General features: G+C 46.5%; 23 protein-coding genes. 7 read left to right on the top strand and 16 right to left on the bottom strand.

Features of this window, described 5'->3' with window-relative positions; all coding sequences use genetic code 11:
- Nucleotides 1–13: 13 nt before the first annotated feature.
- Nucleotides 14–1369, bottom strand: coding sequence for a sodium-dependent transporter (locus BTR1S_RS07010; RefSeq protein ID WP_006636257.1), 1356 nt, complete (start codon nucleotides 1367–1369; stop codon nucleotides 14–16).
- A gap of 232 nt (nucleotides 1370–1601) precedes the next feature.
- On the opposite strand from BTR1S_RS07010, the gene BTR1S_RS07015 reads away from it, so the two are divergent.
- Nucleotides 1602–2570 carry a bile acid:sodium symporter family transporter gene (locus BTR1S_RS07015; protein WP_029418394.1) on the top strand — a complete coding sequence of 323 codons (969 nt, stop codon included), beginning with the start codon at nucleotides 1602–1604 and terminating at the stop codon, nucleotides 2568–2570.
- Between the two features lie 55 nt (nucleotides 2571–2625).
- Here the strand turns inward: BTR1S_RS07015 and odhB are convergent, their stop codons facing one another.
- From odhB to BTR1S_RS07045, 6 genes are all read right to left on the bottom strand, one after another.
- A complete protein-coding gene (odhB, locus tag BTR1S_RS07020; RefSeq protein WP_006636258.1) occupies nucleotides 2626–3897 on the bottom strand; it encodes a 2-oxoglutarate dehydrogenase complex dihydrolipoyllysine-residue succinyltransferase in 1272 nt (423 codons plus the stop codon).
- Between the two features lie 14 nt (nucleotides 3898–3911).
- Entirely contained in the window at nucleotides 3912–6746 is a 2835-nt protein-coding gene (gene sucA / locus BTR1S_RS07025) for a 2-oxoglutarate dehydrogenase E1 component (protein WP_006636259.1), read from the bottom strand.
- A gap of 391 nt (nucleotides 6747–7137) precedes the next feature.
- Nucleotides 7138–9051 carry a vWA domain-containing protein gene (locus BTR1S_RS07030; RefSeq protein WP_029418393.1) on the bottom strand — a complete coding sequence of 638 codons (1914 nt, stop codon included), beginning with the start codon at nucleotides 9049–9051 and terminating at the stop codon, nucleotides 7138–7140.
- A 10-nt stretch (nucleotides 9052–9061) separates the two neighbouring features.
- Nucleotides 9062–9952, bottom strand: coding sequence for an ATP-binding protein (locus tag BTR1S_RS07035; RefSeq protein WP_029418392.1), 891 nt, complete (start codon nucleotides 9950–9952; stop codon nucleotides 9062–9064).
- Between the two features lie 104 nt (nucleotides 9953–10056).
- The gene (locus BTR1S_RS07040; protein WP_029418391.1) at nucleotides 10057–10650 is read right to left on the bottom strand and encodes a superoxide dismutase family protein; all 594 of its coding nucleotides are present in this window, start codon (nucleotides 10648–10650) and stop codon (nucleotides 10057–10059) included.
- Nucleotides 10651–10759: 109 nt separating this feature from the next.
- The gene (locus BTR1S_RS07045; protein ID WP_029418390.1) at nucleotides 10760–12061 is read right to left on the bottom strand and encodes a C40 family peptidase; all 1302 of its coding nucleotides are present in this window, start codon (nucleotides 12059–12061) and stop codon (nucleotides 10760–10762) included.
- A gap of 1066 nt (nucleotides 12062–13127) precedes the next feature.
- On the opposite strand from BTR1S_RS07045, the gene BTR1S_RS07050 reads away from it, so the two are divergent.
- Complete coding sequence (locus BTR1S_RS07050) at nucleotides 13128–14483, top strand: MATE family efflux transporter (RefSeq protein ID WP_029418389.1); 1356 nt, start codon at nucleotides 13128–13130, stop codon at nucleotides 14481–14483.
- 56 nt (nucleotides 14484–14539) lie between these two features.
- Here the strand turns inward: BTR1S_RS07050 and bshB2 are convergent, their stop codons facing one another.
- The 4 genes from bshB2 to rarD form a co-directional block, all read right to left on the bottom strand.
- Entirely contained in the window at nucleotides 14540–15205 is a 666-nt protein-coding gene (bshB2, locus tag BTR1S_RS07055) for a bacillithiol biosynthesis deacetylase BshB2 (RefSeq protein ID WP_006636266.1), read from the bottom strand.
- A gap of 16 nt (nucleotides 15206–15221) precedes the next feature.
- Nucleotides 15222–15572 carry a YojF family protein gene (locus BTR1S_RS07060; RefSeq protein WP_006636267.1) on the bottom strand — a complete coding sequence of 117 codons (351 nt, stop codon included), beginning with the start codon at nucleotides 15570–15572 and terminating at the stop codon, nucleotides 15222–15224.
- A gap of 1 nt (nucleotide 15573) precedes the next feature.
- Nucleotides 15574–15849, bottom strand: coding sequence for a protein YoyC (gene yoyC, locus BTR1S_RS07065; RefSeq protein ID WP_006636268.1), 276 nt, complete (start codon nucleotides 15847–15849; stop codon nucleotides 15574–15576).
- Nucleotides 15850–15921: 72 nt separating this feature from the next.
- Entirely contained in the window at nucleotides 15922–16854 is a 933-nt protein-coding gene (rarD, locus tag BTR1S_RS07070; RefSeq protein ID WP_006636269.1) for an EamA family transporter RarD, read from the bottom strand.
- Nucleotides 16855–16947: 93 nt separating this feature from the next.
- Between rarD and BTR1S_RS07075 the strand changes: the two genes are divergently transcribed.
- Nucleotides 16948–17403, top strand: coding sequence for a hypothetical protein (locus BTR1S_RS07075; RefSeq protein WP_006636270.1), 456 nt, complete (start codon nucleotides 16948–16950; stop codon nucleotides 17401–17403).
- A gap of 276 nt (nucleotides 17404–17679) precedes the next feature.
- Entirely contained in the window at nucleotides 17680–18378 is a 699-nt protein-coding gene (gene exlX / locus BTR1S_RS07080) for an expansin ExlX (RefSeq protein ID WP_006636271.1), read from the top strand.
- Between the two features lie 98 nt (nucleotides 18379–18476).
- Here exlX and BTR1S_RS07085 read toward each other — a convergent pair whose 3' ends face one another.
- The 3 genes from BTR1S_RS07085 to yodB all read right to left on the bottom strand — a co-directional run bounded on the left by BTR1S_RS07085 (nucleotide 18477) and on the right by yodB (nucleotide 19921).
- Entirely contained in the window at nucleotides 18477–18776 is a 300-nt protein-coding gene (locus tag BTR1S_RS07085; RefSeq protein ID WP_006636272.1) for a hypothetical protein, read from the bottom strand.
- Between the two features lie 72 nt (nucleotides 18777–18848).
- Nucleotides 18849–19595: an SDR family oxidoreductase gene (locus BTR1S_RS07090; RefSeq protein ID WP_006636273.1), complete on the bottom strand. Its 747-nt coding sequence runs from the start codon at nucleotides 19593–19595 to the stop codon at nucleotides 18849–18851.
- The gene (gene yodB, locus BTR1S_RS07095) at nucleotides 19595–19921 is read right to left on the bottom strand and encodes a transcriptional regulator YodB (protein WP_006636274.1); all 327 of its coding nucleotides are present in this window, start codon (nucleotides 19919–19921) and stop codon (nucleotides 19595–19597) included. The genes BTR1S_RS07090 and yodB overlap by 1 nt, the downstream gene beginning before the upstream one ends.
- 155 nt (nucleotides 19922–20076) lie before the next feature.
- On the opposite strand from yodB, the gene BTR1S_RS07100 reads away from it, so the two are divergent.
- Nucleotides 20077–20676 (top strand): nitroreductase family protein, encoded by a 600-nt coding sequence (locus BTR1S_RS07100; RefSeq protein WP_411802641.1) that lies wholly within the window; start codon nucleotides 20077–20079, stop codon nucleotides 20674–20676.
- A 41-nt stretch (nucleotides 20677–20717) separates the two neighbouring features.
- Here the strand turns inward: BTR1S_RS07100 and BTR1S_RS07105 are convergent, their stop codons facing one another.
- Nucleotides 20718–21323 carry an alpha/beta hydrolase gene (locus BTR1S_RS07105; protein ID WP_006636276.1) on the bottom strand — a complete coding sequence of 202 codons (606 nt, stop codon included), beginning with the start codon at nucleotides 21321–21323 and terminating at the stop codon, nucleotides 20718–20720.
- A gap of 12 nt (nucleotides 21324–21335) precedes the next feature.
- Nucleotides 21336–22250 (bottom strand): ring-cleaving dioxygenase, encoded by a 915-nt coding sequence (locus BTR1S_RS07110; RefSeq protein ID WP_006636277.1) that lies wholly within the window; start codon nucleotides 22248–22250, stop codon nucleotides 21336–21338.
- A 151-nt stretch (nucleotides 22251–22401) separates the two neighbouring features.
- Between BTR1S_RS07110 and BTR1S_RS07115 the strand changes: the two genes are divergently transcribed.
- On the top strand, nucleotides 22402–22638 hold the full coding sequence (locus BTR1S_RS07115) for a DUF3311 domain-containing protein (protein ID WP_206702757.1): 237 nt from the start codon (nucleotides 22402–22404) through the stop codon (nucleotides 22636–22638).
- Nucleotides 22638–24119 carry a sodium:solute symporter family protein gene (locus BTR1S_RS07120; RefSeq protein WP_029418387.1) on the top strand — a complete coding sequence of 494 codons (1482 nt, stop codon included), beginning with the start codon at nucleotides 22638–22640 and terminating at the stop codon, nucleotides 24117–24119. Before BTR1S_RS07115 ends, BTR1S_RS07120 begins: the two co-directional genes overlap by 1 nt.
- The last annotated feature ends 32 nt before the right edge of the window (nucleotides 24120–24151 follow it).

Here is a 24151-nt window from a genome sequence, read left to right on the forward strand (position 1 = left end):
AAAATCCCTAAACTTAAAGGTTTAGGGATTTGAAAACTCCGATCACATCTAAAAAGACGATAATAATGACGACCGGCGCTACGTAGCGGATTAACAGAAGCCAGGCAGCGAACCATTTGCGGCTGATTTTTGAGCCCTCTTTTAATTCCGCGAACAGCTCGTCCTTCGGTATTTTCAGCGGGACGAAAACAGCGATTAAAAACGCTCCGACCGGCATTAAAATATTGCTGACGAGATAATCCGCCGCATCAAAGATTGACAGGCCGAAAATGGAAACATGCTGAAGCGCTCCGTATGATAAGGCTGACGGAATGCCGAACAGGAAAATCGCGATGCCTCCCGCCCAGGCGAATATTCGCCTTTTTCTCGCGTCTCCTTTTGACAGAACGGAAACCAGAATTTCAAGCATCGAAAAAGCTGACGTAAGCGTCGCAAATAAAAATAATAAAAGAAACGCCAATAAAAAGAGAATTCCAAACGGCATCTGATGGAATACGGACGGAAGCACATTAAATAATAGCATCGGTCCGGCATCAGGAGATAAACCGAATGAAAACACGGCCGGGAAAATCGCGATTCCTGCAAGGATCGCCACTGATACGTTTAAAAGCGTGACGGAAACAGCCGACTGCACGATATTTTCTTTTTTGGATAAATAAGAGCTGTACGTCACCATGACGGACACCCCGACGCTCAAGGAGAAAAAGGATTGTCCCATGGCAAACAGCACGGTCTCGGCTTTGATATGTGAAAGATCAGGCTTTAAGAAAAACTCAATCCCTTCCATTGAGCCAGGCAGCGTGACCGAGCGGACAATTAAGAGGAGAAAGATGATGAAAAGGGCCGGCATCATAAACCTGCTCGCCTTTTCAATTCCACTGCTGACTCCTTTTGCAACAACAACGATCGTAATGATGATAAAGAGGAACTGGCTGGCCAGGACGAGATAAGGATTGGCAATCGTTTCCCCAAAAAGGGCTGCATAATCCGCACTTCTTGAAAGCTCTCCCGTCAATCCTTTGAAAATATAAATGATAATCCAGCCTCCGACAACGCTGTAAAACGACAGCAGAATAAAGCACGTGATGATGCCGAGCCGTCCTATCCAGTGCCAGAGCGAACCGGGCGCCAGCTCCTTATAAGATTCAACTGCGTCTTTTTGGGTCTTTCTACCGATAATAAATTCAGCCAACAATAAAGGAAGCCCAACTAATAATGTAAAAAGAATAAAAATAAGTAAAAATGCCCCGCCGCCGCTGGTTCCGGCAACATAAGGGAACTTCCATATCGCGCCGAGCCCGATTGCCGAGCCGGCCGAAGCTAAGATGAATCCAAGCTTTGATGACCATATATTTTGTTTATTTTCCACTAAAGCACCTCTTCTTCTCATGTCTAACCTGCACATCAGGCTACAAACTATCATTTTAAAAATCATAAACGAATTCGTCAAGGTTTTCAAACATTTCTTTCAGTTTACATAATATATTTATCGTTTAATAAAACAAAAACCTTCCTGGTGTTGAATTATTCAGAAGATTAATTATAATAAGAGAATACTATTTTCGTTAGATTTTCTACACCACGCGTAAGGAGCTGGACACATGAGTCATTTAATCAAGATCAGTCAATTTACCGGAAAAACCTTTGCCCTATGGGTGATCCTATTCGCGGTGCTCGGGTTTGCGTTTCCTTCCCAATTTACCTGGATCAGCCCCTATATTACGATTCTGCTTGGCGTCATTATGTTTGGCATGGGATTGACCCTGTCTGCCGATGATTTCAAAGAACTGTTGAGAAGGCCGCTGCAGGTGCTGATCGGCGTGCTCGTTCAATATACGATTATGCCTCTCACTGCTTTTGGACTGGCCTACGGGCTCAACCTCCCTTCGGAAATTGCCGTCGGCGTCATTCTGGTCGGCTGCTGTCCCGGCGGAACGGCTTCAAATGTGATGACATTTTTGGCTAAAGGAAATACCGCGCTGTCTGTCGCGATCACGACGATCTCAACATTGCTGGCGCCATTTTTAACGCCCTTTCTCATTTTGCTGTTTGCAAAAGAATGGCTCCCGGTATCACCCGGATCATTGTTTGTTTCGATTTTGCAGGCCGTTCTGATTCCAATTCTGGCAGGGCTGTTCGTCCAGTTTTTCTTCAAAAGACAGGTCGAACAAGCGGTGCAGGTGCTGCCGCTCGTGTCGGTCATCGGCATTGTCGCGATCGTAGCCGCAGTCGTCGGCGGAAACCGGGAAAATATCATTCAATCCGGCCTGCTGATTTTCGCTGTTGTCGTTCTTCACAACGGGCTCGGTTTATTTCTCGGCTTTATGTTGGCAAAGTGCTTTAAAATGGATTATCCTTCGCAAAAAGCCGTCTCAATTGAAGTCGGCATGCAAAATTCAGGACTCGGCGCAGCGCTTGCAACCACCCATTTTTCACCGCTTGCCGCCGTGCCGAGCGCGGTCTTCAGCGTCTGGCACAACCTTTCCGGTTCATGGCTTGCGACATACTGGGCCAAAAAAGCAAAAAAACGGGAGAACGCTCCGGAAAAGACGGAATCCCCTTCCCTTTGACGACAAACAAAAAGCTTTGACCGCCAAAACGGTCAAAGCTTTTTTATGGATTGATTTATCCCTCTAACAGGAGCTGTTCAGGATCTTCAAGCAGGTTTTTCACGGTGACTAAAAATCCGACGGCTTCTTTTCCATCGACGATCCGATGGTCGTAAGATAAAGCGATGTACATCATCGGGCGGTTTTCGAAGCGCTCTTCATCGATCGCAACAGGACGCAGCTGGATTTTATGCATGCCCAAAATTCCGACCTGCGGGCTGTTTAAAATCGGAGTCGATAACAGAGAGCCGAACGTTCCTCCGTTTGTGATCGTGAATGATCCCCCTTGTAGCTCGCTGAGAGACAGTTTATTGTTTCTCGCTTTTTTGGCAAGCTCGCCGATGTCTTTTTCAATATCGGCAAACGTTTTACGATCCGCATCACGGACGACCGGAACGACAAGCCCTTCAGCAGCGGCGACCGCAATTCCGATATCATAAAACTTCTTGATGACAAGCTCGTCACCTTGAATTTCCGCATTGAGAAGCGGATATTTTTTCAGGGCGGCGACAACGGCTTTTGTAAAGAAGGACATAAATCCAAGCTTTACATCGTGCTGTTCAAGGAATTGGTCTTTACGGCGCTTTCTGAGATCCATAACCGCCGTCATATCCACTTCGTTAAAAGTCGTCAGCATAGCGGCGGTGTGCTGGACTTCAACGAGGCGTTTGGCAATCGTTTGTCTCCTGCGGGACATTCTCTGCCGTTCAACCGGTTTTGCCGAATCCTCAGAATTAGCGGCCTTTCCTTGAGGTTTTGGCGCGGCCGGAGCTTTAGGCGGCTGCTCGTTCTTTTGGTAGGATTCAACATCTTGTTTTCTGACCCTTCCGAGCGGATCGCCAGTTGGAATTTCTGATAAATCAATGCCCTTTTCCCGGGCAAGCTTTCTGGCAGCCGGAGAAGCGACCGGTCTTGTTTTCCCGTTCTCCTCCCGGCCTGACGCGCGATCCGGAGTGTCAGCCTTCACTTCAGGCGCAGCCGGCTTTACTTCCGGAGCCTCTGCGCTTTTTTCAGCATCGGCTTGAGGAGCGGAGTCCCCGCCTCCTTTTCCTTCGCCTTCTGAAATCGTTCCGATCACTTCGCCGACTTGAACTGTATCACCGGAGTCTTTCAGCACTTCCTGAAGAACCCCGGACTGTTCTGCCGTTAATTCCACGTTGACTTTATCGGTTTCCAGTTCAAGCAGGAATTCCCCTTGTTCTACATAATCTCCCGGTTGTTTCAGCCATTGGGCTATCGTTCCTTCTGAAATTGATTCCGCTAATTCAGGTACTTTAATTTCCGCCATTTTTTAGTTCCCCCTTAATTTTTGCGAGTCAAGCTCTCAGATACAATTCGTTCCTGTTCCTTCTTATGAACGGTCGGATCCCCTTCTGCCGGACTTGAACGTCTTCTTCTTCCAATGTAGCGCACGTTCACGCCTTTTGGTGCGACCTCTCTTAAATAAGGCTCAATATAATTCCAGGCGCCCATATTTTGCGGCTCTTCCTGAACCCAAACGATCTCTTCCAAATGCGGAAGCTTGGCGAAGATCGCCTTTATATGCTTCGCAGGGAAAGGATAAAGCTCTTCTACACGCGCGATGTGGAGCCAGTCTTTTTCAGCCTCCATCTTATTAAAGTAATCGCTGATGTCGATTGAGACTTTACCGCTCGAAAGAATGAGACGCGTCACCTTTTCATATTGATGAGAAAGACCTGACATTTCGTATACCGGCTTAAAGCCGCCTTCGCTGAGCTCCTGCACTTCGGACACCGTATTCGGATTTCTCAGCAGGCTTTTCGGCGTCATAATGATGAGCGGGCGGATCTCCTCACGAAGCAGCATTTTGGCCTGCCTTCTTAAAATATGGAAATATTGCGCCGCACTCGTCAGATTGGCGACGGTCCAGTTATTTTCCGCCGCAAGCTGCAGAAAGCGCTCCGTTCTGCCGCTCGAATGCTCAGGCCCCTGTCCTTCATATCCGTGCGGAAGCAGGACGACAAGCCCTGATTTTTGCCCCCATTTTGCCCTTCCTGCGGAAATAAACTGGTCAAAATAGACTTGAGCCGCATTCGCGAAGTCTCCGAATTGCGCTTCCCAGATCACCATCGTTTCCGGCGAAGAAACGTTATAGCCGTATTCAAAGCCGAGGACAGATCCTTCAGAAAGCGGGCTGTTATGAACCGCAAATGCCGCTTTTGTATCTGCAAGGTGATGCAGGGCGATGAATTCATCCCCTGTCTTGCTGTCATGAAGAACAAGGTTGCGATGTGCGAATGTGCCGCGTTCTGAATCCTGGCCGGTCAGCCTTACAGGCGTGCCGTCTTTCAAAATGGACGCAAACGCCATCACCTCGGCCAAAGACCAATCGACTTTGCGGTCATCTTCAAACGCTTTGGCGCGCCTTTCGAGGATTCGTTTTAACTTGTCGAAAACGTTGAAGTTTTCAGGCCATGCGATCAGCTCTTTGTTAATTTTGCGCAGGACATCAAAATCAACCGATGTATCGACATTCGGAAACCCGTTGGATACCGGCTCCGGCAAGACGATTTCATGTACCATATCTTCCTTTTTGGCCGGCACTTTTCGGTACGCTTCTTCCAAACGCTTCATCACCGAGTCTTGTATTTTTGAAACGGTGTCTTTTTCAATAATGCCTTTACTGATCAGCTTTTCTGCAAAAATATTTTTGACAGTCGGATGTTTTCTAACCGCATCATAGAGCATCGGCTGTGTCGCCGCCGGTTCATCCATTTCATTGTGTCCAAAGCGGCGGTAGCCGATCAGATCGATTAAAAAGTCCTTATTAAAAGTCTCGCGGTATTCAACCGCAAGCTGAACCGCTGACAGGCATGCTTCCGGATCATCGGCGTTGACGTGGACAATCGGGATTTCAAAGCCTTTGGCAAGATCGCTCGCATATTTCGTCGATCTTGACTCATTGCTTTCGGTTGTGAAGCCGATCATATTGTTGGCGATGATATGGATCGCTCCGCCGACCTGATAGCCCTTCAGCTGGCTGAGGTTCAAGGTTTCGGAGACGATGCCTTCGCCAGGGAACGCCGCGTCACCATGGATCAGGATCGCCAAGGATTTTTTGACATCTTGAACCGGATAGCCGCTCTCTGTTCTCGTTTCCTGGGCGGCTCTTGTGCTGCCCTCGACAATCGGATCGATGAACTCAAGATGGCTCGGGTTGTTCGCCAAGGTAATCCGCGCCGTTTTTGTCTGCTCACCCTGAATCTGGCGTTTTGCGCCGAGATGGTATTTGACATCCCCCGTCCAGCCGTAGTTGATTCCGATTGATCCCTCTGAGGGGACGAGATCCTTATTCGGGGCATGCTGAAATTCGGAAAAGATGATTTCATAAGGTTTTCCGAGCACATGAGCCAAGACGTTCAGCCGGCCCCTGTGCGCCATTCCGATATTAATGCTCGTCGTTCCCGAAGAAACCGACTCGGCGATAATATCATCCAGCATAGGTACAAGCGCATCAAGCCCTTCAATGGAGAAGCGCTTTTGCCCGACAAACGTTTTGTGCAAAAACTGCTCCAATCCCTCAACTTCTGTCAGCCGTCTTAGGACATCTATTAATTTCTCTTTCGATTTCGGGGCGAATAATTCTCCCGACTCGATCTTTTTCATCAGCCAATTGCGCTCTTCAAAAATATGCACATGGTCAAATTCAAAAGAAATCGATTTTTTGTATGTGTTCCTTAAGTACTGGATGGCTTCTAAACCGTTCATTACTTCTTTAGGGGCATCTTTGCAAATCACAGATGCCGGGATTTTTTCCACATCCTGTTCGGTCAGACCGTACTCGGCAAGCGGAAAAAGCTCCTGTTTTTCTTGCGTTTTTCGTAATGGATTGACGGAAGCGTTTAAATGGCCATAGGTTCTAATATCTTCTGCAAGTTTTACCGCGGATGCGATTTTTTCAATAGAATCTGCCGTGAAATGTGCCTCTTCAGTCTTTCCAGAGGCGGCCCTTATGTCGCCCGGGGGAGCTCCGAGATCGTCAAACATCCCTTTTAAGTCAGGATCGATGTTCTCTGGATCCTTGACATACTGATCATAAAGCTCCAGCACATAGCCGAGGTTCGGACCGTGAAATTCTTCCCAAGTCATTCTTTGTTTCATACTATTTTGAAACATTTGAACATTACCCCCAACCTAATAATCAAGTGAATGATTCACTATCTTAATATATCTTCTGAACCCTTTGCCCAGAAATATGTAATAAAAACGCTTCCACGTACATTTTACCACTGATTCTCATTCGTTTCTACACAGATTGTTCAAATAAAATTAAAAAATCATCTTGAAAAATAAAATATTTCATAATTTTGAACATTCAGATTGAAAACTTATGGACACTCTTTGAACTCGCTTTGAATTTTCCCTTTCCGGAAATTTTTTAAACCACTGAATGAACGACATTCGAAAAAACAAAATTTCAAAAATTAAAGTTGATAAAGATAATAAAAATTGGTTTATTCCGCCAATAAAAACAGATGGCCGCAAGCCGTGCAGCCATCTGTCATACCTATCCTATACTTTTGTTCAACAGCTTTTTTAACAGCGGGTACAGCACATCAGGAAGCTGATCGACATCAGGGACGAACAGACTGTACTTGCCGTACATATCCTGGATCGTTTTCACTTGCGATTCTTCGATTTCACTGTTTGATAAAAATACATTGATGACTTCGATTTTTCTTTTTCTCGCTTCCATCACCGCTTCATGTGTATCGACAATCCCGTTTTGTTCATAATTGAAAGCAGCAGGCTCCCCGTCTGAAAAGACGATCAGAAATTTTTGCCCTTCGCTTCTTTGAATGAGCGTTTTCGCCATTTGTCTGATCGCAAAGCCGTCCCGGTTGTCTTCCTCCGGTTCAAGCTGCATAATGCGCGGCCCTGCGTTCTCTTTTAAAGAATCCCTGAAGGAGACGACGGTATGAAAATAATTGGGCTGGCTCGTCTCTGTCGCATCATTTGTATCCTCCCAAAACCCGACAATCTGATGGGGGACGGATACAGATTTGAGCGCTTCATGAAACAGCACGATGCCCCGCTTTGTCTCCTCCATTTTGTCATGCATGCTGGCGGAGCAGTCGACAAGCAATGTAAAGACGGCATCAATTTCGGTTGACGGCTCCTGTTTTTTGTAGAAAAGCCGCGGATTCCGCTCCGTAAAGTAGCGAAGCAGCTTATTGTTCAATCTGCCCGCGTGCAAATCGGTTCTTGGCAGCGTTTTTTTATGCTCCAGCGTTTTTTGGATCATTTGCTTCAGACGTTTTTGATAGGATTCGATCGTCTTTGCCTGCTCGTGATATGCCTGTGTTTCTTCAGCTGTGGGATAATCAGGCGTTTTAAAAATTGAAAAGGCGTAGCGGTTTTCTTTTCCGGCCGCCATTCCGCCTGCATTCGGTTCATCCTGAACGGAATCAAGGGATTCGAGTTTTGAGTAATCTTTCCTTTTTGTCTGTTTTGCCGTTCCCTGGACCGCACCGAGGGCCTGGTCGCCGTCCTCGCCCTCTCTTAAAGCGCCGCCTGCAATATCCGTTTTCGCACCGTGCTCCAAATCGAATTGGAGAAAACTTTTGGCAGGCGCTTCCGTTTCCCTGTGCCATGTCGGCATTTCCTCATCAAGGACTTCCTCGTCCCCATCGCTTTTCTCATCCAAAGTCAGATCGTCGCTGAGTTTCGGCTTCGCTTTTACATCATGGAAAAGGAAGTCTTCTTCAACCTCGCCGTATTCAAGCTCAGGAAAAAAGAAATACGTGTTCAGCATATCTTTTTCAAGAACCTCTTCAAAGCCTTCCATTAAGATGTTGACAATTGATGCGATCTCCCTGGTGGAACGCGCTTCATATACGCGGCTCAGCTGCTGTTCAATAAATCCTTTCAGCGGATCAATCGATTCATGGATATGCGGTATATCCTCCAGCGGCGACTCGGCCGCAAGCTTGACATAGATGGCGCAGAACAGGGCGTCCGTAAAAATGCTCCGCTCCAAATTCAGCGTCAGCTGTGTCTTAAAATGTTTCCGGTACATCGATTTGCGGCTGAGAAACACGGATTTTGTTCCCGGCCTCTCCTTTTTGATGCACTCTTCAATTCTGATATCTTCAAAAAGCATAAACAATTGTTTTGCTAAACTCTTAAACTGGAATTGGCGGATCGCAGCAAGCATCTCCGCGAAATCAGTCATTGAGCTGTAGCGGGTTCCGACGGAGCGCAGGTACACATCGCTCTTCAGCCCGGCAACCATATCCCGTTCATCACGATCCTTCCAAAAATGGCTCATATAGATCTTTTTCTCAAAGGGATTGTAATAGGACTGAACGCCGTACTCCACTTCAACCTGATCGCTTTTTGCGAGCGTCTTGGCTAAATCCGTCAGCTCCATAAATAAGAGAGAGTCGATCTTGCTGTCATTAAATTTAATAAACTTCATGAAAGAACCCTCATTCAAATAAAGTTTGGGCAATATTTCGGACAGCCGCTTTCTCGCGCTCATCATCCAGCTTTTCTACGATGCCCCGTTCTATCGCGCGCAGCGGCGGAATGTATGTTGAAAGGTCGCATGTATCCAAAAGAGCCCTGATAGAAGCCGCTTCTTCAGACACCTGTCCATTGTGCGCCTGTGTCATAAGGTCAGAAGACAAGGTGACAAACCGGCTGAGCAGCTTCTGATCCTTTAATTCAGACTGTGTTTCAAGCACGTGTCTCAGCAGGTCCCCTTTAATGTACGGAACATCGATAATGACAAATCTGTTTTTTAATGCCTCGTTTAACGGCACGGTTCCGACATAGCCTTCATTAATGGCGGCAATGACGCCGAAGCCGCCTTCCGCTCTGATGACCTCGCCGGTAAACGGATTTGTCATCGTTTTTCGGTAGTCAAGCACCCCGTTTAAAATCGGCAGTGTCTCGGGCTTCGCCATGTTGATTTCATCAATATATAAAAAATGCCCGTGTTTCATCGCTTTGGTAACAGGGCCTTCAATAAATTCTATGGAAGCCTGCCCGTCTGTATTGTCAATCGTTTTATAGCCGACAAGCGCCTCGGCGTCAAGGTCAACCGAACAATTGACACTGTGCATCGGTTGTTGAAAGTAGGCGGACAACGTTTCGGCGAGCTTTGTTTTCCCCGAGCCTGTAGGCCCTTTCAGCAAAACATTTTTGCCGAGCGAGAGGGCGATGATCGCATCGTAAAGGACCGCATTGTCCTCTGCCTCATAACCGGGCTTTCCGATCAGAGATTGAAATTCCTGTCCTGGTGTCCGGTTTGCGGACTGCATCAGCCTCTCCTTTATTTTTTCCGGCAGCTGTAGTTCGTGTAGGTCGTATTTCATTCGTTGTAAGTTCCTTTCTAAAAAACGTCTTCTGCATCAAGTATACTAACAACCTTTGTTTTCCTCAATATATATGACTGCTGCCGTTTTATCGGAAAAATGGATTATTTTTTGCTGTCATGTGATAGAGCGCCGCACACCATTCGCCCGCCTGAATTTCCGGACGGATTTGTTAAATCATCATCCTGCTTTTCGTGAATAATAAAAGCACTTCCATCCTGGTCAAGCAGACTGAATTTGCTTTTCCTATCCAGTGTGACGTCAGGCGCATTGACGATGACATCGACTTTCCCGTCGGCCCCGACTTCTATATTCGGCAGATCCCCGGCATGAGGCCCTTTCGGATTGTTGAACCCGTGCTCCTTTTGTGCTGGATTGAAATGGGCGCCGGCGCTTTCAAAATCAGGTGTTCGGCACTGGCCTGTTTCATGGATGTGAAAAGCGAGCAATCCGGGCGGCAGATCATGGGCGGCCACCCTTATATCAAGGCCTTCGGCGGCAGATTCAGAAACCTCTATAAAACCGGTTTTTGTTCCATCGCGTTTGATCAGCGGCACCTGAATCGGCTGTGTCACAGGTTCAAATGTTTCTTTATGCTCATGTTCGACAGCCTCATGATCAAGCTCTTTTTGCTGTGCGCACGCCGATGCCAGACAGATGGAAACACATGTGAGCAGCGCTTTGTACAATCGATTCATGTCGAGCTCCCCTTTGTCTTTTTCCTTTAGTTTAGACAACGGCAGAATCTGATAAACCTTTCCTCTATAGGGATTGATTGCACAAAAAAAAGCCATAAAAATGGCTTTTTTAGAAAGAATAGCGCTTTGCACCGAGATAGCGCTGCTTCCAATAAGAATTGTTCATATCACTGATGCTGACTCCCGAATCATTGGCATTGATGAATTTTCCGTTGCCTAAGTAAATGCCGACATGGGAAGGACCTGGCTTATATGTAGAGAAGAACACGAAATCCCCTCTTGAAGGCTGGCTGACAGGCGTCATGATACTCCAATATCCGGCTGCGCTCAGTCTTGAAACAGATGTGACTTTGTTGAGCGCATAATAGATAAAACCGCTGCAGTCAAAACCTGAAGGATTGTTGCCTCCCCATCTGTATGGAACGCCAAGCTGATTTTCGGCTTCGGCAATCATTCGTTCCACCTTCGTTCCTTGTGAAATGCCTGATGAAGTATTTGGCGTTTTAGACGAAGAGCTTCCTGAAGACGTTGATTTTGACGCTCCGGAAATTTTCAGCTTTTGCCCGACTTGTATAACATCAGTCTTTAAGTTGTTGGCTTCTCTGATGCTTTGGACGGTCACATTCATAGAGTTTGCAATCTTCCATAAGGAATCGCCTGCCTTGACGGTATAAGTCGTCGTTTTTGAACCGCTGCTTGAGCCCGTTTTCCCTGATGAAGAACTTGAAGACGAACCGGAAGACGGCTTTTTGCTTCCGCTTGAAGCAGTCCCTTTTACCTTCAGGACTTGATTTGGATAAATCGTATCCGACTTCAAGTTGTTCAGCGTTTTAATCTCGGCGACGGTCATATTCAAATGATTGGCGATTTTCCATAAAGAGTCGCCCAGCTTGACCTTGTACGTGCTGCTTGAACTCGTTGACCCGCTTGATTTCGAAGACGAACTTGAGCTTGACGATGACGACTTGCTGCCCTTGCTTGAGCTTGAGCTCGTTGCTTTTCCTTTAACAACAAGCTTCTGGCCCGGATAAATCATATCACTGCTTAGGCCGTTTAACTTTTTGATCTCCTGGACGCTCGTTTTGTAGTCACTGGCGATCAGCCACAGAGAATCTCCTGATTTGACGGTGTAAGTCGTTGTTGCAGAACTTGAGCTTGAGCTGTTTGATTTTTTGTTGCTGTTTTTTGCCTTTCCGTCTGGAATTTCCAAGGTTTGTCCAACATAAATGACCGTTGATGATAGATTGTTGGCTGATTTCAGTGCAGAAATGCTTGTGTTGTACTCTGTTGAAAGCTTCCATAGGGAATCTCCGCTTTTCACCTTGATTGTCTGGGCTTCCGCCGGTGTCGCAGCCAACGAAGTTCCAACTACTGCAGAGGCCGCCAAACCTACTGCTATCTTCTTCTTCATACCTTTTAACCTCCCGCCTCAATTTTATTTCTCTCTATGTATCCATTACACTTGCTTTGCTTAAAACGCCGTCCGCCTGCCAAGCGGGTGACGTGATCACCTCTTGCTTTAAGCGAACGAGACCCCCTTTTCGTTCTTAAGCAAAAATGCAATTCACGATTTGTATCGGCTGATTTCGATTTTTTTTAATAGTTTTTTATAAATCCATTTTTTCAATAGCAACGCAAAGATGTTTTTTCGGGTATGTTGATTGTGTTGATTTTCTAAGAAGGAAACGCCGTAAAAGCTGTTTGAAGGAAATACAGAAAAGATGTATGGGACAGTCCGGCTGAAAAAGCGCCTGTCTTCGGCGGTTATATGCGGCTTTTATCGATGCTTGTCGGTCGAAGCTTGCTGGACTTGGGCAAGACCCGCTGATGGCCGGGCCGGTCATAGATGGGAATCCGGCAGCAAATGAGGGCAACTTAGGCACCAATCGATCATCCTCATCTGTTATCCGGGTGCAGACTCTCGATCATGCTCCTCCATACAATTCTATTTTTCATCATAAAATTCCTCCTTGAAACCACAAATTGACTATATCATACATTTTTTTTGCCAGCATCCGGAATAGGGCATATCTTTCATTTAGATCATCCGACGTTTTACATTTTTATTTTTTAGTATTAAAAACCCGCCTTCAAAAAGCGGAAAACATGAATCTATACCGAAAAACCTAGTTAATGCTAATTTCAAGATGAGCAAAAAGACCCTTACGTCTTAATTCCCGATAACTTTCATAGTTCGGCTTTAATCGATTGTTTGTCAGGACATCATTTTTTTCCATTTTATATGTATTCTTCCGTCCTTTGTATCACATCTTAAGCCATAGGAGGTGACGACATGGTGATCCAAAAATGTTTCCAATATTTATGTTCCCTGCTTGGCGTTATTTCTCTTTCATTTATATATGTGCAGATGTTTAAAAAAACGAAACATCCGAAAAAAGATTGAACAGACATTTATTGCATTTTATACATAACATGTTATAATTTCTCTCGTTATCCAAAAGAAACGGGGAACAACGATGAGGGAAACAAAGGATGTAAAGGAAAAGGCAAAACTGTTTATAACGATTTTAATCCCGATTTTAATTACACAGGCCGGATTGTCTTTGATCACGTTTCTCGACACGGTGATGTCCGGTAAGGTCAGCGCTGCCGATCTCGCCGGCGTTGCAATCGGGTCGAGCTTGTGGACGCCTGTCTATACGGGGCTTGCAGGCATTTTGACGGCTGTGACACCTATTGTCGCCCAATTAATGGGGGGCAAACAGCAAAAAGATGTGCCGTACACTGTGGTTCAATCGATCTATGTGGCGGTGATCCTCAGCCTGCTGGTCATTTTTTTCGGATTTTTCATAATCGATCCGATCCTGGAAACACTTCAGCTTGAGGATAAAGTATCGCTCGTCGCACATCAGTATTTATTATATCTTGGCATCGGCATCCTGCCGCTGTTTGTGTACAACGTTATGCGTTCGTTTATTGATTCGCTCGGCAAAACGAGAGTGACGATGCTGATTACCTTATGCGCCCTGCCTATTAATTTTGTACTCAATTATCTATTCATCTTCGGAAACTTCGGATTTCCCAAATTGGGAGGAGCCGGCGCGGGATTGGCCTCCGGTTTGACGTATTGGTGCATATGTCTGATTTCTTTATTGATCGTTCACCGAAAAACGCCATTTTACCAGTTTAAGATTTTCGGGACGTTCTATTCATTTTCCTTGCCCGAAAGTCTGAAGCTGTTGAAAATCGGCTTGCCCATCGGTTTTGCGATCTTCTTTGAAACGAGCATTTTCGCTGCGGTCACCTTGCTGATGAGCCACTTTGACACGGTAACGATCGCTTCCCACCAGGCAGCGATGAATTTTGCATCGCTTCTTTATATGCTGCCGCTCAGTGTTTCAATGACATTGACGATCGTCGTCGGTTTTGAAGCCGGCGCAAAACGGTTTGAGCATTCTAAGGCTTACAGCTACCTCGGCATCTCGATTGCGGTTGGATTTTCGCTATTCACCGCTTTTGTCATTTTATTGTTCAGACAGCAGATTGCCGGAATGTATACGGGGGATCCCGACGTGCTGCACCTGACAAAGCACTTCTTATTGTATGCCTTGTTTTTTCAGCTTTCAGACGCCATCGCCGCACCGATCCAAGGAGCGCTCAGAGGGTATAAAGACGTCAACTATACGCTTGTCACCGCTCTTGTCTCCTACTGGATCATCGGGCTTCCTGTCGGTTTTGTCATTGGTACGTACACTTCATTCGGGGCGTACGGATACTGGATAGGATTGATCACCGGGCTTGCAGCCGGAGCCGCAGGGCTTTTCCTCAGGCTCAGGCTCATTCAAAGCCGCTTGATCAGACAGCACGGCTGATAGCGGTCAAAAAAAGGTATAGAGCGGAAACGCTCTATACCTTTTTTATATTTCCTTTAATCGTTCCACTGATATGTCCAAAATGTTTCTTTTTCAAACCATGTTTCAACGACAGGCTCGCCGTTCGCTATTTTTTTCTCAATCTCTTTGAGAAGGCCGCCTGTCTGTGACTTGTGCGCTTTTAAAGCGTTCATTTTGACATCGGCTACTTCTTTAATATCAAGAACAACATCAGGCTTGCCTAATACTTCTTCTCGATGATGGGTGATCGCCATGCATAACACGCGCGGCCGGTCTTCTTTCTTTTTCCGGGACAGCGCACGGATAACCGCCGCTCCGCAGGCGTCATGGTCTGGATGGACGCCGTGGCCGGGATAGAATGTCACAATCAGGCTCGGTTTTACATCATCGATTACTGCTTCCACTTTGTCAGCCAATAGATCTTCATCTTCAAATTCGAGTGTTTTGTCGCGGAGCCCGAGCATTCGCAAATCTTGAATGTTCATTTCCTTGCAGGCATCCATCAATTCCTGCTTTCTAAGCAGAGGAAGCGTCTCACGGTTGGCAAAGAGCGGATCTCCCATATTTCTGCCCATTTCTCCGAGGGTGAGACAAGCATATGTCACAGGTATATTTTCTTTTCGGTTTAAAGCGATCATTCCTGCCACTCCGAAAGATTCATCATCAGGGTGCGGGAGGATCACAAGCAAATGTTTTTTCATTTATAACACCTTCTTTTTAGACTGCAAATGGCTTTTTGCTGATTTGAAGTGAAATGGCGAGCTTGCCTCCAGGCAAATGACCGGCGAGGAGCAGCCGTCCTTCACCATCAATCGTATAATCGGTGAGACCCTCGGCGTAAATCCAGCCTTCCTCTGTTTTCAAGCCTGCGCGGTAAGGTCCGTTTCCCGTGATTTTCGCACGGGAGCAGACGACTTTTGCATTTCGGATAAACGCAACCACTGTCATGTTCTGTTCATTTTTATGAGCCGAATATGATCCGGTTGTCGTTTCTAAATGAATATAGACAGGCTCACGTAAAAATGTGTCTAAAGAAGCTTGAACATCTTCTTTTATAATTGCTTTCATGCTACTCCCTGCTTTCTTTGTTTGTTAATACTTGCAAACGTTCTGTATGCCGTTCAATCAGCTTCACTTTTAGATCTGCTTCAAGCGCGGAGCTGGTAATCCGCTGAACGGATTGAACATATTTTTCACATCTCGTTTTTCTGAGTCTCGGATGGGTTCTGAGGTCATTCAGTTCATCATCGATGGCTTGATTGAGCGCCTGTTTCCCCTTTCCATTCATCGTCCGGTTTTTCCAGAGGGTCAGATAAGCTTGAAAAAGTTCGGGTTCGTTTGCCATGCCGGGCCACCTCCGAATCCTTCAATAATGTTTAATTATACATAATCAGCGGTTATTGAAAAGAAAAAGGGCTTATGAATGATAGGAATTTTTTCTTTTCAGAATGACCTTTGACTGCTTTTTCCATTTGAACTGGGACAGAGTAAACAAAATCAGCGCCGCCCAAATGCAGGAAAAAGTGAACGCTTTTGCGCTGCTGAACGGTTCATGATAGACAAAAACACCTAAGAATAGCGTGATGGTAGGCGCGATATACTGTAAAATTCCGACCTGATAGAGCGGGAGCTTTTTCGCTCCTTCTGCAAAGAGAAGGAGCGGAATGGCTGTCAGCACGCCGGCCATAAACAGCAGCGCCATCGTTCCAATGCTCATGGATGCGGCCTGTGAATGCCCTTGCCCGCTAAAGAACAACAAATAAATGAGAGCGACCGGCGCAATCAGCATGGTTTCCAGTGTAAGTCCGACAGCGCTTGTGAGCGACGTCCTTTTTTTGGCCAATCCGTAGAGTCCGAAGCTGAAAGCCAGTATAAGCGCGATGTACGGCACAGAACCGTACTGAAATGCGGAAATCAACACACCAGCGGCTGCAATGAGAACCGCGGCTGCCTGCATTCGCGACAGCTTTTCCTTTAAAAAAACGATCCCGAGCAAAATGGAAACAAGCGGATTGATATAATAGCCGAGACTTGCTTCAAGGATAAAGCCGTGATTGACTGCCCATATGTACACATACCAATTGATTGTGATCAACACGGCGGAAAATACAAGCGGAATGAGGGCTTTTCTGTTTTTCAGCAGCGAACGGAATGCCTTCATCCCGCCTTTCCATTGCCGCAAAAACAGCAGTACCCCGCACATAAAGACAAACGACCAGATCATGCGGTGAGCCAGTATGTCAAGCGCGCCTATATGATCGAGCAATTTCCAGTATAAAGGGAGCAGCCCCCACAATATATAAGAGCATGCTGTATAATAAATCCCTTTCATGTGAGTTGATTGATTCATGAGTCCATTCTCTTCCTTTCTTCTATCATCACTTCGCACGCTTTTCACATAAAAGGCATATACTGTACCGTCTATGTGAAAGGAAGTGTGATCGTGTTTGATTGGCAGCGCTTTTTTCCATTTCAGCAGCAATTTTCAAAGGACGGCGTTAGAAACGCCGACCCGAAAGATGTTGAACATTATATCAGCCAAGTGATGAAAAGCGTTTTTGGACCGGGGTATACGGCTCAGTTTCCTTTTCGTGACCCTCTCGCAAAAGAAACACCGGCGGCAGATGAAACCGAACCGATTGACATGTTTGAAACAACAAGTCACGTATTTGTTAAAATTCCGCTTACTAGAGATCAGCTTAACCCCCTGAAAATTAAACATACTTCACAAACCCTGATCATAGAAAATTACCCTGAAGCAGGGCGGCAAAAAAAAGTCATTCTTCCCTCTCTTGTACGGAAAAAAGGTACAAAGGCCGTATTTCAGGACGGCATTTTAGAGGTGATGTTTTTGAAAAACGAAGACTTCAGCCTCTCTGAAGTCGAGATCACGTTTTGAAAACGGCCCGGTTTTAAAAACGGGCTGTTTTTCTTTGTCATCCGTACAAAAAAGCGCCGTTCTCCCTTCAAGGCTCTCCAATAATACATATTAACACTCGGATGGAACTCTATCATCCTATTTGCCTCATCCGGTGAGACCATGTCCTATGAACCCTGTATTGTAGTCAATCCGCCTTAAAAAATCTATGTATCTATTTCCTCTTTCAATCCGCATTGATTGATTAATATAATGATAATGGTTCTCATTTGAAACCTATATTGAAGGAGGATGTATATGAAAAAGAAGATCAGCACACTTATCAGCGCGATGATATTGATGATCCTTTGTTTTTCTCCGCAAGCTTCGGCTGCATACAACGACCTGCACAAAGGTTATGCAACCTATACAGGATCAGGCTATTCAGGAGGGGCTTTGCTTCTTGACCCGATTCCTTCCGATATGGAGATCACGGCATTAAACCCGACAGACCTTAATTACCGCGGAGTAAAAGCCGCTCTGGCCGGCGCCTATCTTGAAGTAGAAGGACCGAAAGGAAAAACGACCGTCTATGTTACCGACCTGTATCCTGAAGGCGCACCAGGAGCCCTCGACCTTTCGCCTAATGCCTTCCGCAAAATCGGCGATATGAAAGACGGAAAAATCAACATTAAATGGCGGGTCGTCAAAGCGCCGATCAAAGGCAATTTCACATACCGGATTAAAGAAGGCAGCAGCCGTTGGTGGGCGGCGATCCAAGTCAGAAACCACAAATATCCGGTCATGAAAATGGAATACTACAAAGGCGGCAAATGGATCAACATGGAGAAAACGGACTACAACCATTTCGTCAGCACCGATTTGGGGACAGGCTCTCTAAAGGTCAGAATCACCGACATCCGCGGGAAAGTTGTGAAAGACACGATACCGAAGCTTCCTGAAAATGGGACATCGCAGGCATACATGGTGTCCGGTAAAGTACAGTTTCCTGACTAAGTAAAGCAGACAATACGAAACGGCGGTCAAAGGAGGACAACCTCCGGCTTTGGACCGCCGTTTCTTATTCATCATTTAGAAAAATGCTTCATTTTTGATCAGTAGCCGGGTGCTGCTCCTCCGTATGGAGCTCCGCCAGGAAAACCTTTGTAAGGCGCCGCTCCGAACGAGGCGGGTCCGTAAAGTCCGGGTGCTCCTCCGTAATATGGCGCTCCGCCATAGCCCGCATAAGGCTGCGGGTATGCGTACGGCCTCGGGTAGTTAAAAAGCGCGCTTCCAAGAAATCCGCCCAATAGGCCGCCAACCAAGGGCGCTCCAAAACCCCAGAAAAACGGGGATCTTGCCGGATAACCGGCTGGATTGGATCTCATGTATCCATAAAACATATGAGGGTTCATCGGCATTTATCCTCCTTTATGTCTGCCTATAGTCAAGGTATTCATAAAGTCGGGAAACGCTTGGGCTCTGTGCTATTCTTCATACATCATTTTTTTGGTCATTCCGCCGTCAACCGTTATGTTCGTGCCGGTAACAAACCTGTTGTCCGGATCGGTTAAAAAAAAGCATGCCTTGACAATATCAAGCGGACGTCCGACTCTGTTTGAAAAATGCTGCTCATGATCTTTTTTCCGCAAATCTTCATAATGTTCTGTTTCGATCCACCCCGGAGCAATGCTGTTGACCACGATCGAATCCTTGCTTAAGGAAGCGGCCAATGCATGGGTCAAAGCGATGATTCCCCCTTTGGACGCGGCATATGCTTCACTGTTCGGTTCAGACATAAAGGCTCTTGTCGAAGCCATATTGACAATCGCGCCTCCATTTTCGTTTCCCCTCATCTTTTTGGCGGCCTCTCTTGAGCAGAGAAACACGCTTTTCAAATTGGTGTTCAAGACATCGTCCCATTCATCGGCTGTCAAATCATACGGTGATTTCCATGCTGATTTCCCCGCATTATTAATCAGGACAGAAAGCGAACGGCCGTCCTTGACAGCCTCATCCATTAAACGCTTTACATCCTCTTCATCGGAAATATCCGCGTGTACAAACCGGACCTGCAAGCCTGATGCGGACAGCTCCTTTTGCAATTGACCGCCTTGTTCATGTAAAATGTCGGCAAACAGCACGTCATAGCCTTTTTCCGCGTATGCTTTGACAAGTTCCTTTCCGATTCCCCCGGCGCCTCCGGTGATAACGGCGGCTTTTTTTTCGTTCATCACTGCCCGCCCCCTTCTGAATCACAATGATGCTCGGCCCATTTTTGTATTTCCTGCAAAACAGGTTCCAGCGCCGTTCCTTTTTTCGTCAATTGATAAATGACTTTCACCGGCGTTTCAGGAAGAACCTGACGTTCGACGATTCCGCCGTGTTCCAATTCTTTTAAACGTTCAGCCAGCATTTTTTGGCTGATCATCGGTATCATCTCAGTTAAATCTTTAAACCGTTTTGGTCCATCCAATAACACATGAATAATCAGTCCATTCCATCGTTTGCCGAGCAAAGAAAAGGCGGCCTCCATTTTAGGACACATTGTAAACCCCAATTCTCTCACCCCTCCATATCCAGTTGACAAATATAAATTGAAACATTAGAATACTCATTAAAGTTACAAAAAGTAAGTTTCTAACTTTTTGTCTTATTCTATCATAACACGTTTAGCCCAAAGGAGGAAGTCACATGACTGCATCAGAAAACAGCATGATTAAGGTATTGACAGAACGCACTTCGATTAAAGAATATGACACAAACGCCGCTATTTCAAAAGAGGAACTGACAGAGCTGCTGCGCATTACGACAAAAGCTCCGTCCGCCTGGAACCTTCAGCATTGGCATTTTACCGTATTCCACAGCCAGGAATCAAAAGACAGACTGCTGCCAATCGCCTACAATCAAAAACAAGTGTCACAAGCATCTGCGGTTGTCGCTGTTTTGGGAGATCTCAAGGCTAACTTGAACGGTGAAGCTGTCTACGGTCCTTTAACTGAAGCCGGATATATGACGGAAGACATTAAAAACACGCTGCTCTCCCAAATTAACGGGGCATATCAAAGCAGCGCATTTGCCAGAGACGCCGCTTTCACCAACGCGTCGCTCGCAGCTATGCAGCTGATGATCGCAGCGAAAGCAAAAGGCTATGATACATGTGCGATGGGAGGCTTTGACAAAGAAGCATTTGTTAAAGAATTCGCGATTGATGAGCGCTATGTACCGGTCATGCTGATTTCGATCGGAAAACCGGTTAAACCGGCTCATAAAAGCAGCCGCTTCGAAGTATCAGAAGTGTCAACATGGCTGTAAAATGTTTAAAACCTTAGCCCTTTTAAGGCTAAGGTTTATTTTTATGCTATTATATATGTTTCATACCAGCTTTTTGCCTGTTCCATTTCCCTGCGTGCAAGCTGATGGCCGCCGTCCTCCCAGTGAAGCAGCACATCAGCTCCGGCGCTTTTGAATAAGTCTTCAAGCTCATTTGTTTCTTCCGGCGGGCAAAGCGGATCCATCTTCCCGGCGCCGATGAAAACCGGTACCCCCGTCATATCGGGAAGCGCGGCGTTTCTGAACGGAACCATCGGGTGATGCAAAATGGCTCCTTTCAGCACCTGTTTGTGGCGAAACAGCAAGCCTCCGGCGATATTTGCGCCATTTGAGTAACCGACGGCCACTACCTGCCCCCTGTCAAACTCAAGCTCTTTTGCCGCTTGATCGAGAAAGGCTTTCAGCTCATCCGTTCTTTCAATCAAATCTTCCACATCAAAAACGCCTTCTCTTAATCGCTTAAAAAAGCGCGGCATGCCATTTTCCAACACATTTCCCCTGACGCCGAGCAAATTGGCGCGGGGATCAATCATGCGGCCGATTGGCAGAAGATCGTGTTCGTTTCCTCCTGTTCCGTGCAATAGCAGAAGGGTAGTATCTGATGTCCCTCTTTCAAAAATATGGTTCACATGTAGTCACTCCTATTCCCATTTTGGAAGAACGCCTTCGATTTGACGCCTGTGCTGTTCAAGCCAATCCGGAAGCTTCAATGCTGTTCCGAGAGCCGCGGGGTCTTCGTCGACAAGAAAGCCCGGTCCGTCCGTCGCCATTTCAAATAAGATCCCGCCTTTCTCCCTGAAGTAGATGGACGTAAAATATTGCCGGTCAAGAACCTCTGATGTAGAAAACCCGCTTGCGTTCAGCAGCCTTTTCCATTCTTGTTGATCTTTATGATTCGTTCTGAACGCAACATGGTGAATCGTTCCGTAACCGCCTGTCCCCCTCGTTTGTCCGTTGATTTTGACATCCAAGCGGTTTCCGATTGTTCCGCCCGATTCCAGCCGGACGCAATCCCCGTCTTCGCCCTTTTTCCGATAGCCGAATTGCTCCTCCAAAAAGCTGATCGTCGCCTCCGGACGGTGGCTGTTCAATGTAACGCCTTTCATGCCAATAATCGCATAATGCCGCGGGATACCTGCGGCTTCCCATGTGCTTTGTCCGCTTTCTCCGGCTTCTGTGATGGAAAGCTGAAGCTCTTCCGCATCTTGAAAAAGGAGCACTTTTTCTTGGAAGAGCTCGGTTTCGCGAACAGCGATGCCAAGGCCTTCAAGCCGCCTTTTCCAGAAGGTAAGCGCGCCCTTCGGCACCGCCAAATCAATTCTTCCCGCCTGTCCGTTCCCGACCGTGCCCTTCATGCTGCCCTGGAATGGAAAGAACGTTAAAATGGTCCCGGGATCGCCGGTTTCATTTCCGAAATAAAAATGATAAGTGCCGGGATCATCAAAATTAACCGTTTTTTTTACGAGGCGGAGCCCCAAAACTTCCGTGTAAAATGCCAAATTCACCTTAGGATTTTTCGCAAATGCCGTAACATGGTGAAGTCCTTCTGTTTTCATGATGATTCTCCTTTTTATCTCGAATTCAAGATATTCATTATTGTAATGTTATTTTTTCTTTTTCGCAAGGCGGAAGTATTGTTTTAATAATTTAAAAAATCACTTTTTTCTAATAATTATCTTGTGATTAAATCTGACAACTGCTATGATAATGAACATTAAAATCGTTCAAGGAGGAAACAAGGTGAATAAACGGTTTTTTATTTTCATTCTATTTATCACCCCTTTTATCGGACAGCTTGTCTTGCTGCCGTATGTTAACCGGATCGAGCCGATCTTGATCGGGCTTCCATTCTTCCATTTTTGGCTGGTGCTGTGGATCGTGCTGACACCGCTGATCACATTTTTGATTTACAAGATCGAGAAGAAAAACGGAGGTTATGAATGATGCAGGGTAATTTAACAGCGCTATTGATAACGGCGGGCATTATTCTGGCCGTTGTCTGCATTGGATTTCTTGCCGGCAGCAACAAGCAGTCGCGCACATCGGTTGAAGAATGGTCTGTCGGAGGCAGGCGGTTTGGCGGGCTGCTCGTCTGGTTTCTCGTCGGCGCCGATTTATACACGGCCTACACGTTTTTAGGATTGACAAGCACGGCTTTTACGAGCGGAAGCGTGGCTTTTTTTGCGATTCCTTATTCGGTTTTGGCCTATTTCATCGCCTACTTCTTTCTGCCGAAAATCTGGCATGTCGCGAAGGTTCATCAATTGACGACGCTTGCCGATTACGCGAGGGAACGCTTCAACAGCAAACTGCTGTCCTCGCTTGTCGCCATCGTCGGGGTTCTCATGCTCATTCCGTACATCTGCCTTCAGCTCAGCGGCATTCAGGATACGCTACAGGTGGCGGGAACAGGCTACATTAACGTCAAAGCGGTCGTCATCATCTCTTTCATTCTTGTTGCGCTTTATACGTTTTTCAGCGGCATCAAAGGCCCTACATATACAGCCATTATTAAAGACATTTTAGTTTGGGTGATGATGCTGTTTATGGTCGTCTCATTGCCGCTCATCCATTTTAACGGCTGGACGCCGATGGTCGAAAAATTGGCAAGTGAAGCGCCGCACATGCTGACGATCCCTGCGGACGGGCCGAAAGGAATCGCCTGGTTTATTACGGCTTCCATTGTATCCGCCCTCGCTTTATTTATGTGGGCGCATGCGGCAACAGGCGTTTTCACGGCGAACAGCGCCGATGCACTCAGGAAAAACAGCATGTTTCTGCCGCTTTACAATATTGTGCTGATTTTGGTGATTTTTCTCGGGTTTATCGCATTCCTCGTTCTTCCGGACAATATCAATCCAAGGCTCGCCTTGCTTTATTTGATTCAAAGCTCTTACGGAGGCGTTACACAAGGGCTTGCCTATTCGACCATCGCCCTGGCGAGTCTCATCCCGTGTTCGATTATGGCGATTGGCGCTTCCAACCTGTTTGCCAATAATTTGTACCGCGATTTAATCAATCCTAGTGTGGCGGGAAGCAAATTGACGCTGATCACCCGTTCAATGGTGTTTGTCGTCATCGGGCTTGCGCTTTTGTTCGGCATGCTTTTCCCAACGGCACTCGTCACACTGCAGCTGCTCGGAGTGTCCGGCATGGTGCAGATTTTTCCGGCGATCGTCATCAGTTTATTCTGGAGGAATCAGACAAAAGAAGCGACCATCATTGGGCTTTTGGTTGGCCTTGCCGTAACATTTACGGTCTATCTGACAAAGACGTCTTTCGGGATTTACGAGGGCTTCTGGGGGCTGGCGGCCAATCTGCTGTCTGTCGTCATCCTTAATCCGCTGTTCGTGAAACATGTAAAATCGAATTCCGTTATCAGCTATCTGTTTGAACAAAAGAAAAACGTCCAAAAAAGCGCCTGATCAAAAAACCCTTACGCCTCTTCCGGGCGTAA

The sequence above is a fragment of the Bacillus sonorensis NBRC 101234 = KCTC 13918 genome (assembly GCF_001592005.1).
GTDB lineage: Bacteria > Bacillota > Bacilli > Bacillales > Bacillaceae > Bacillus > Bacillus sonorensis.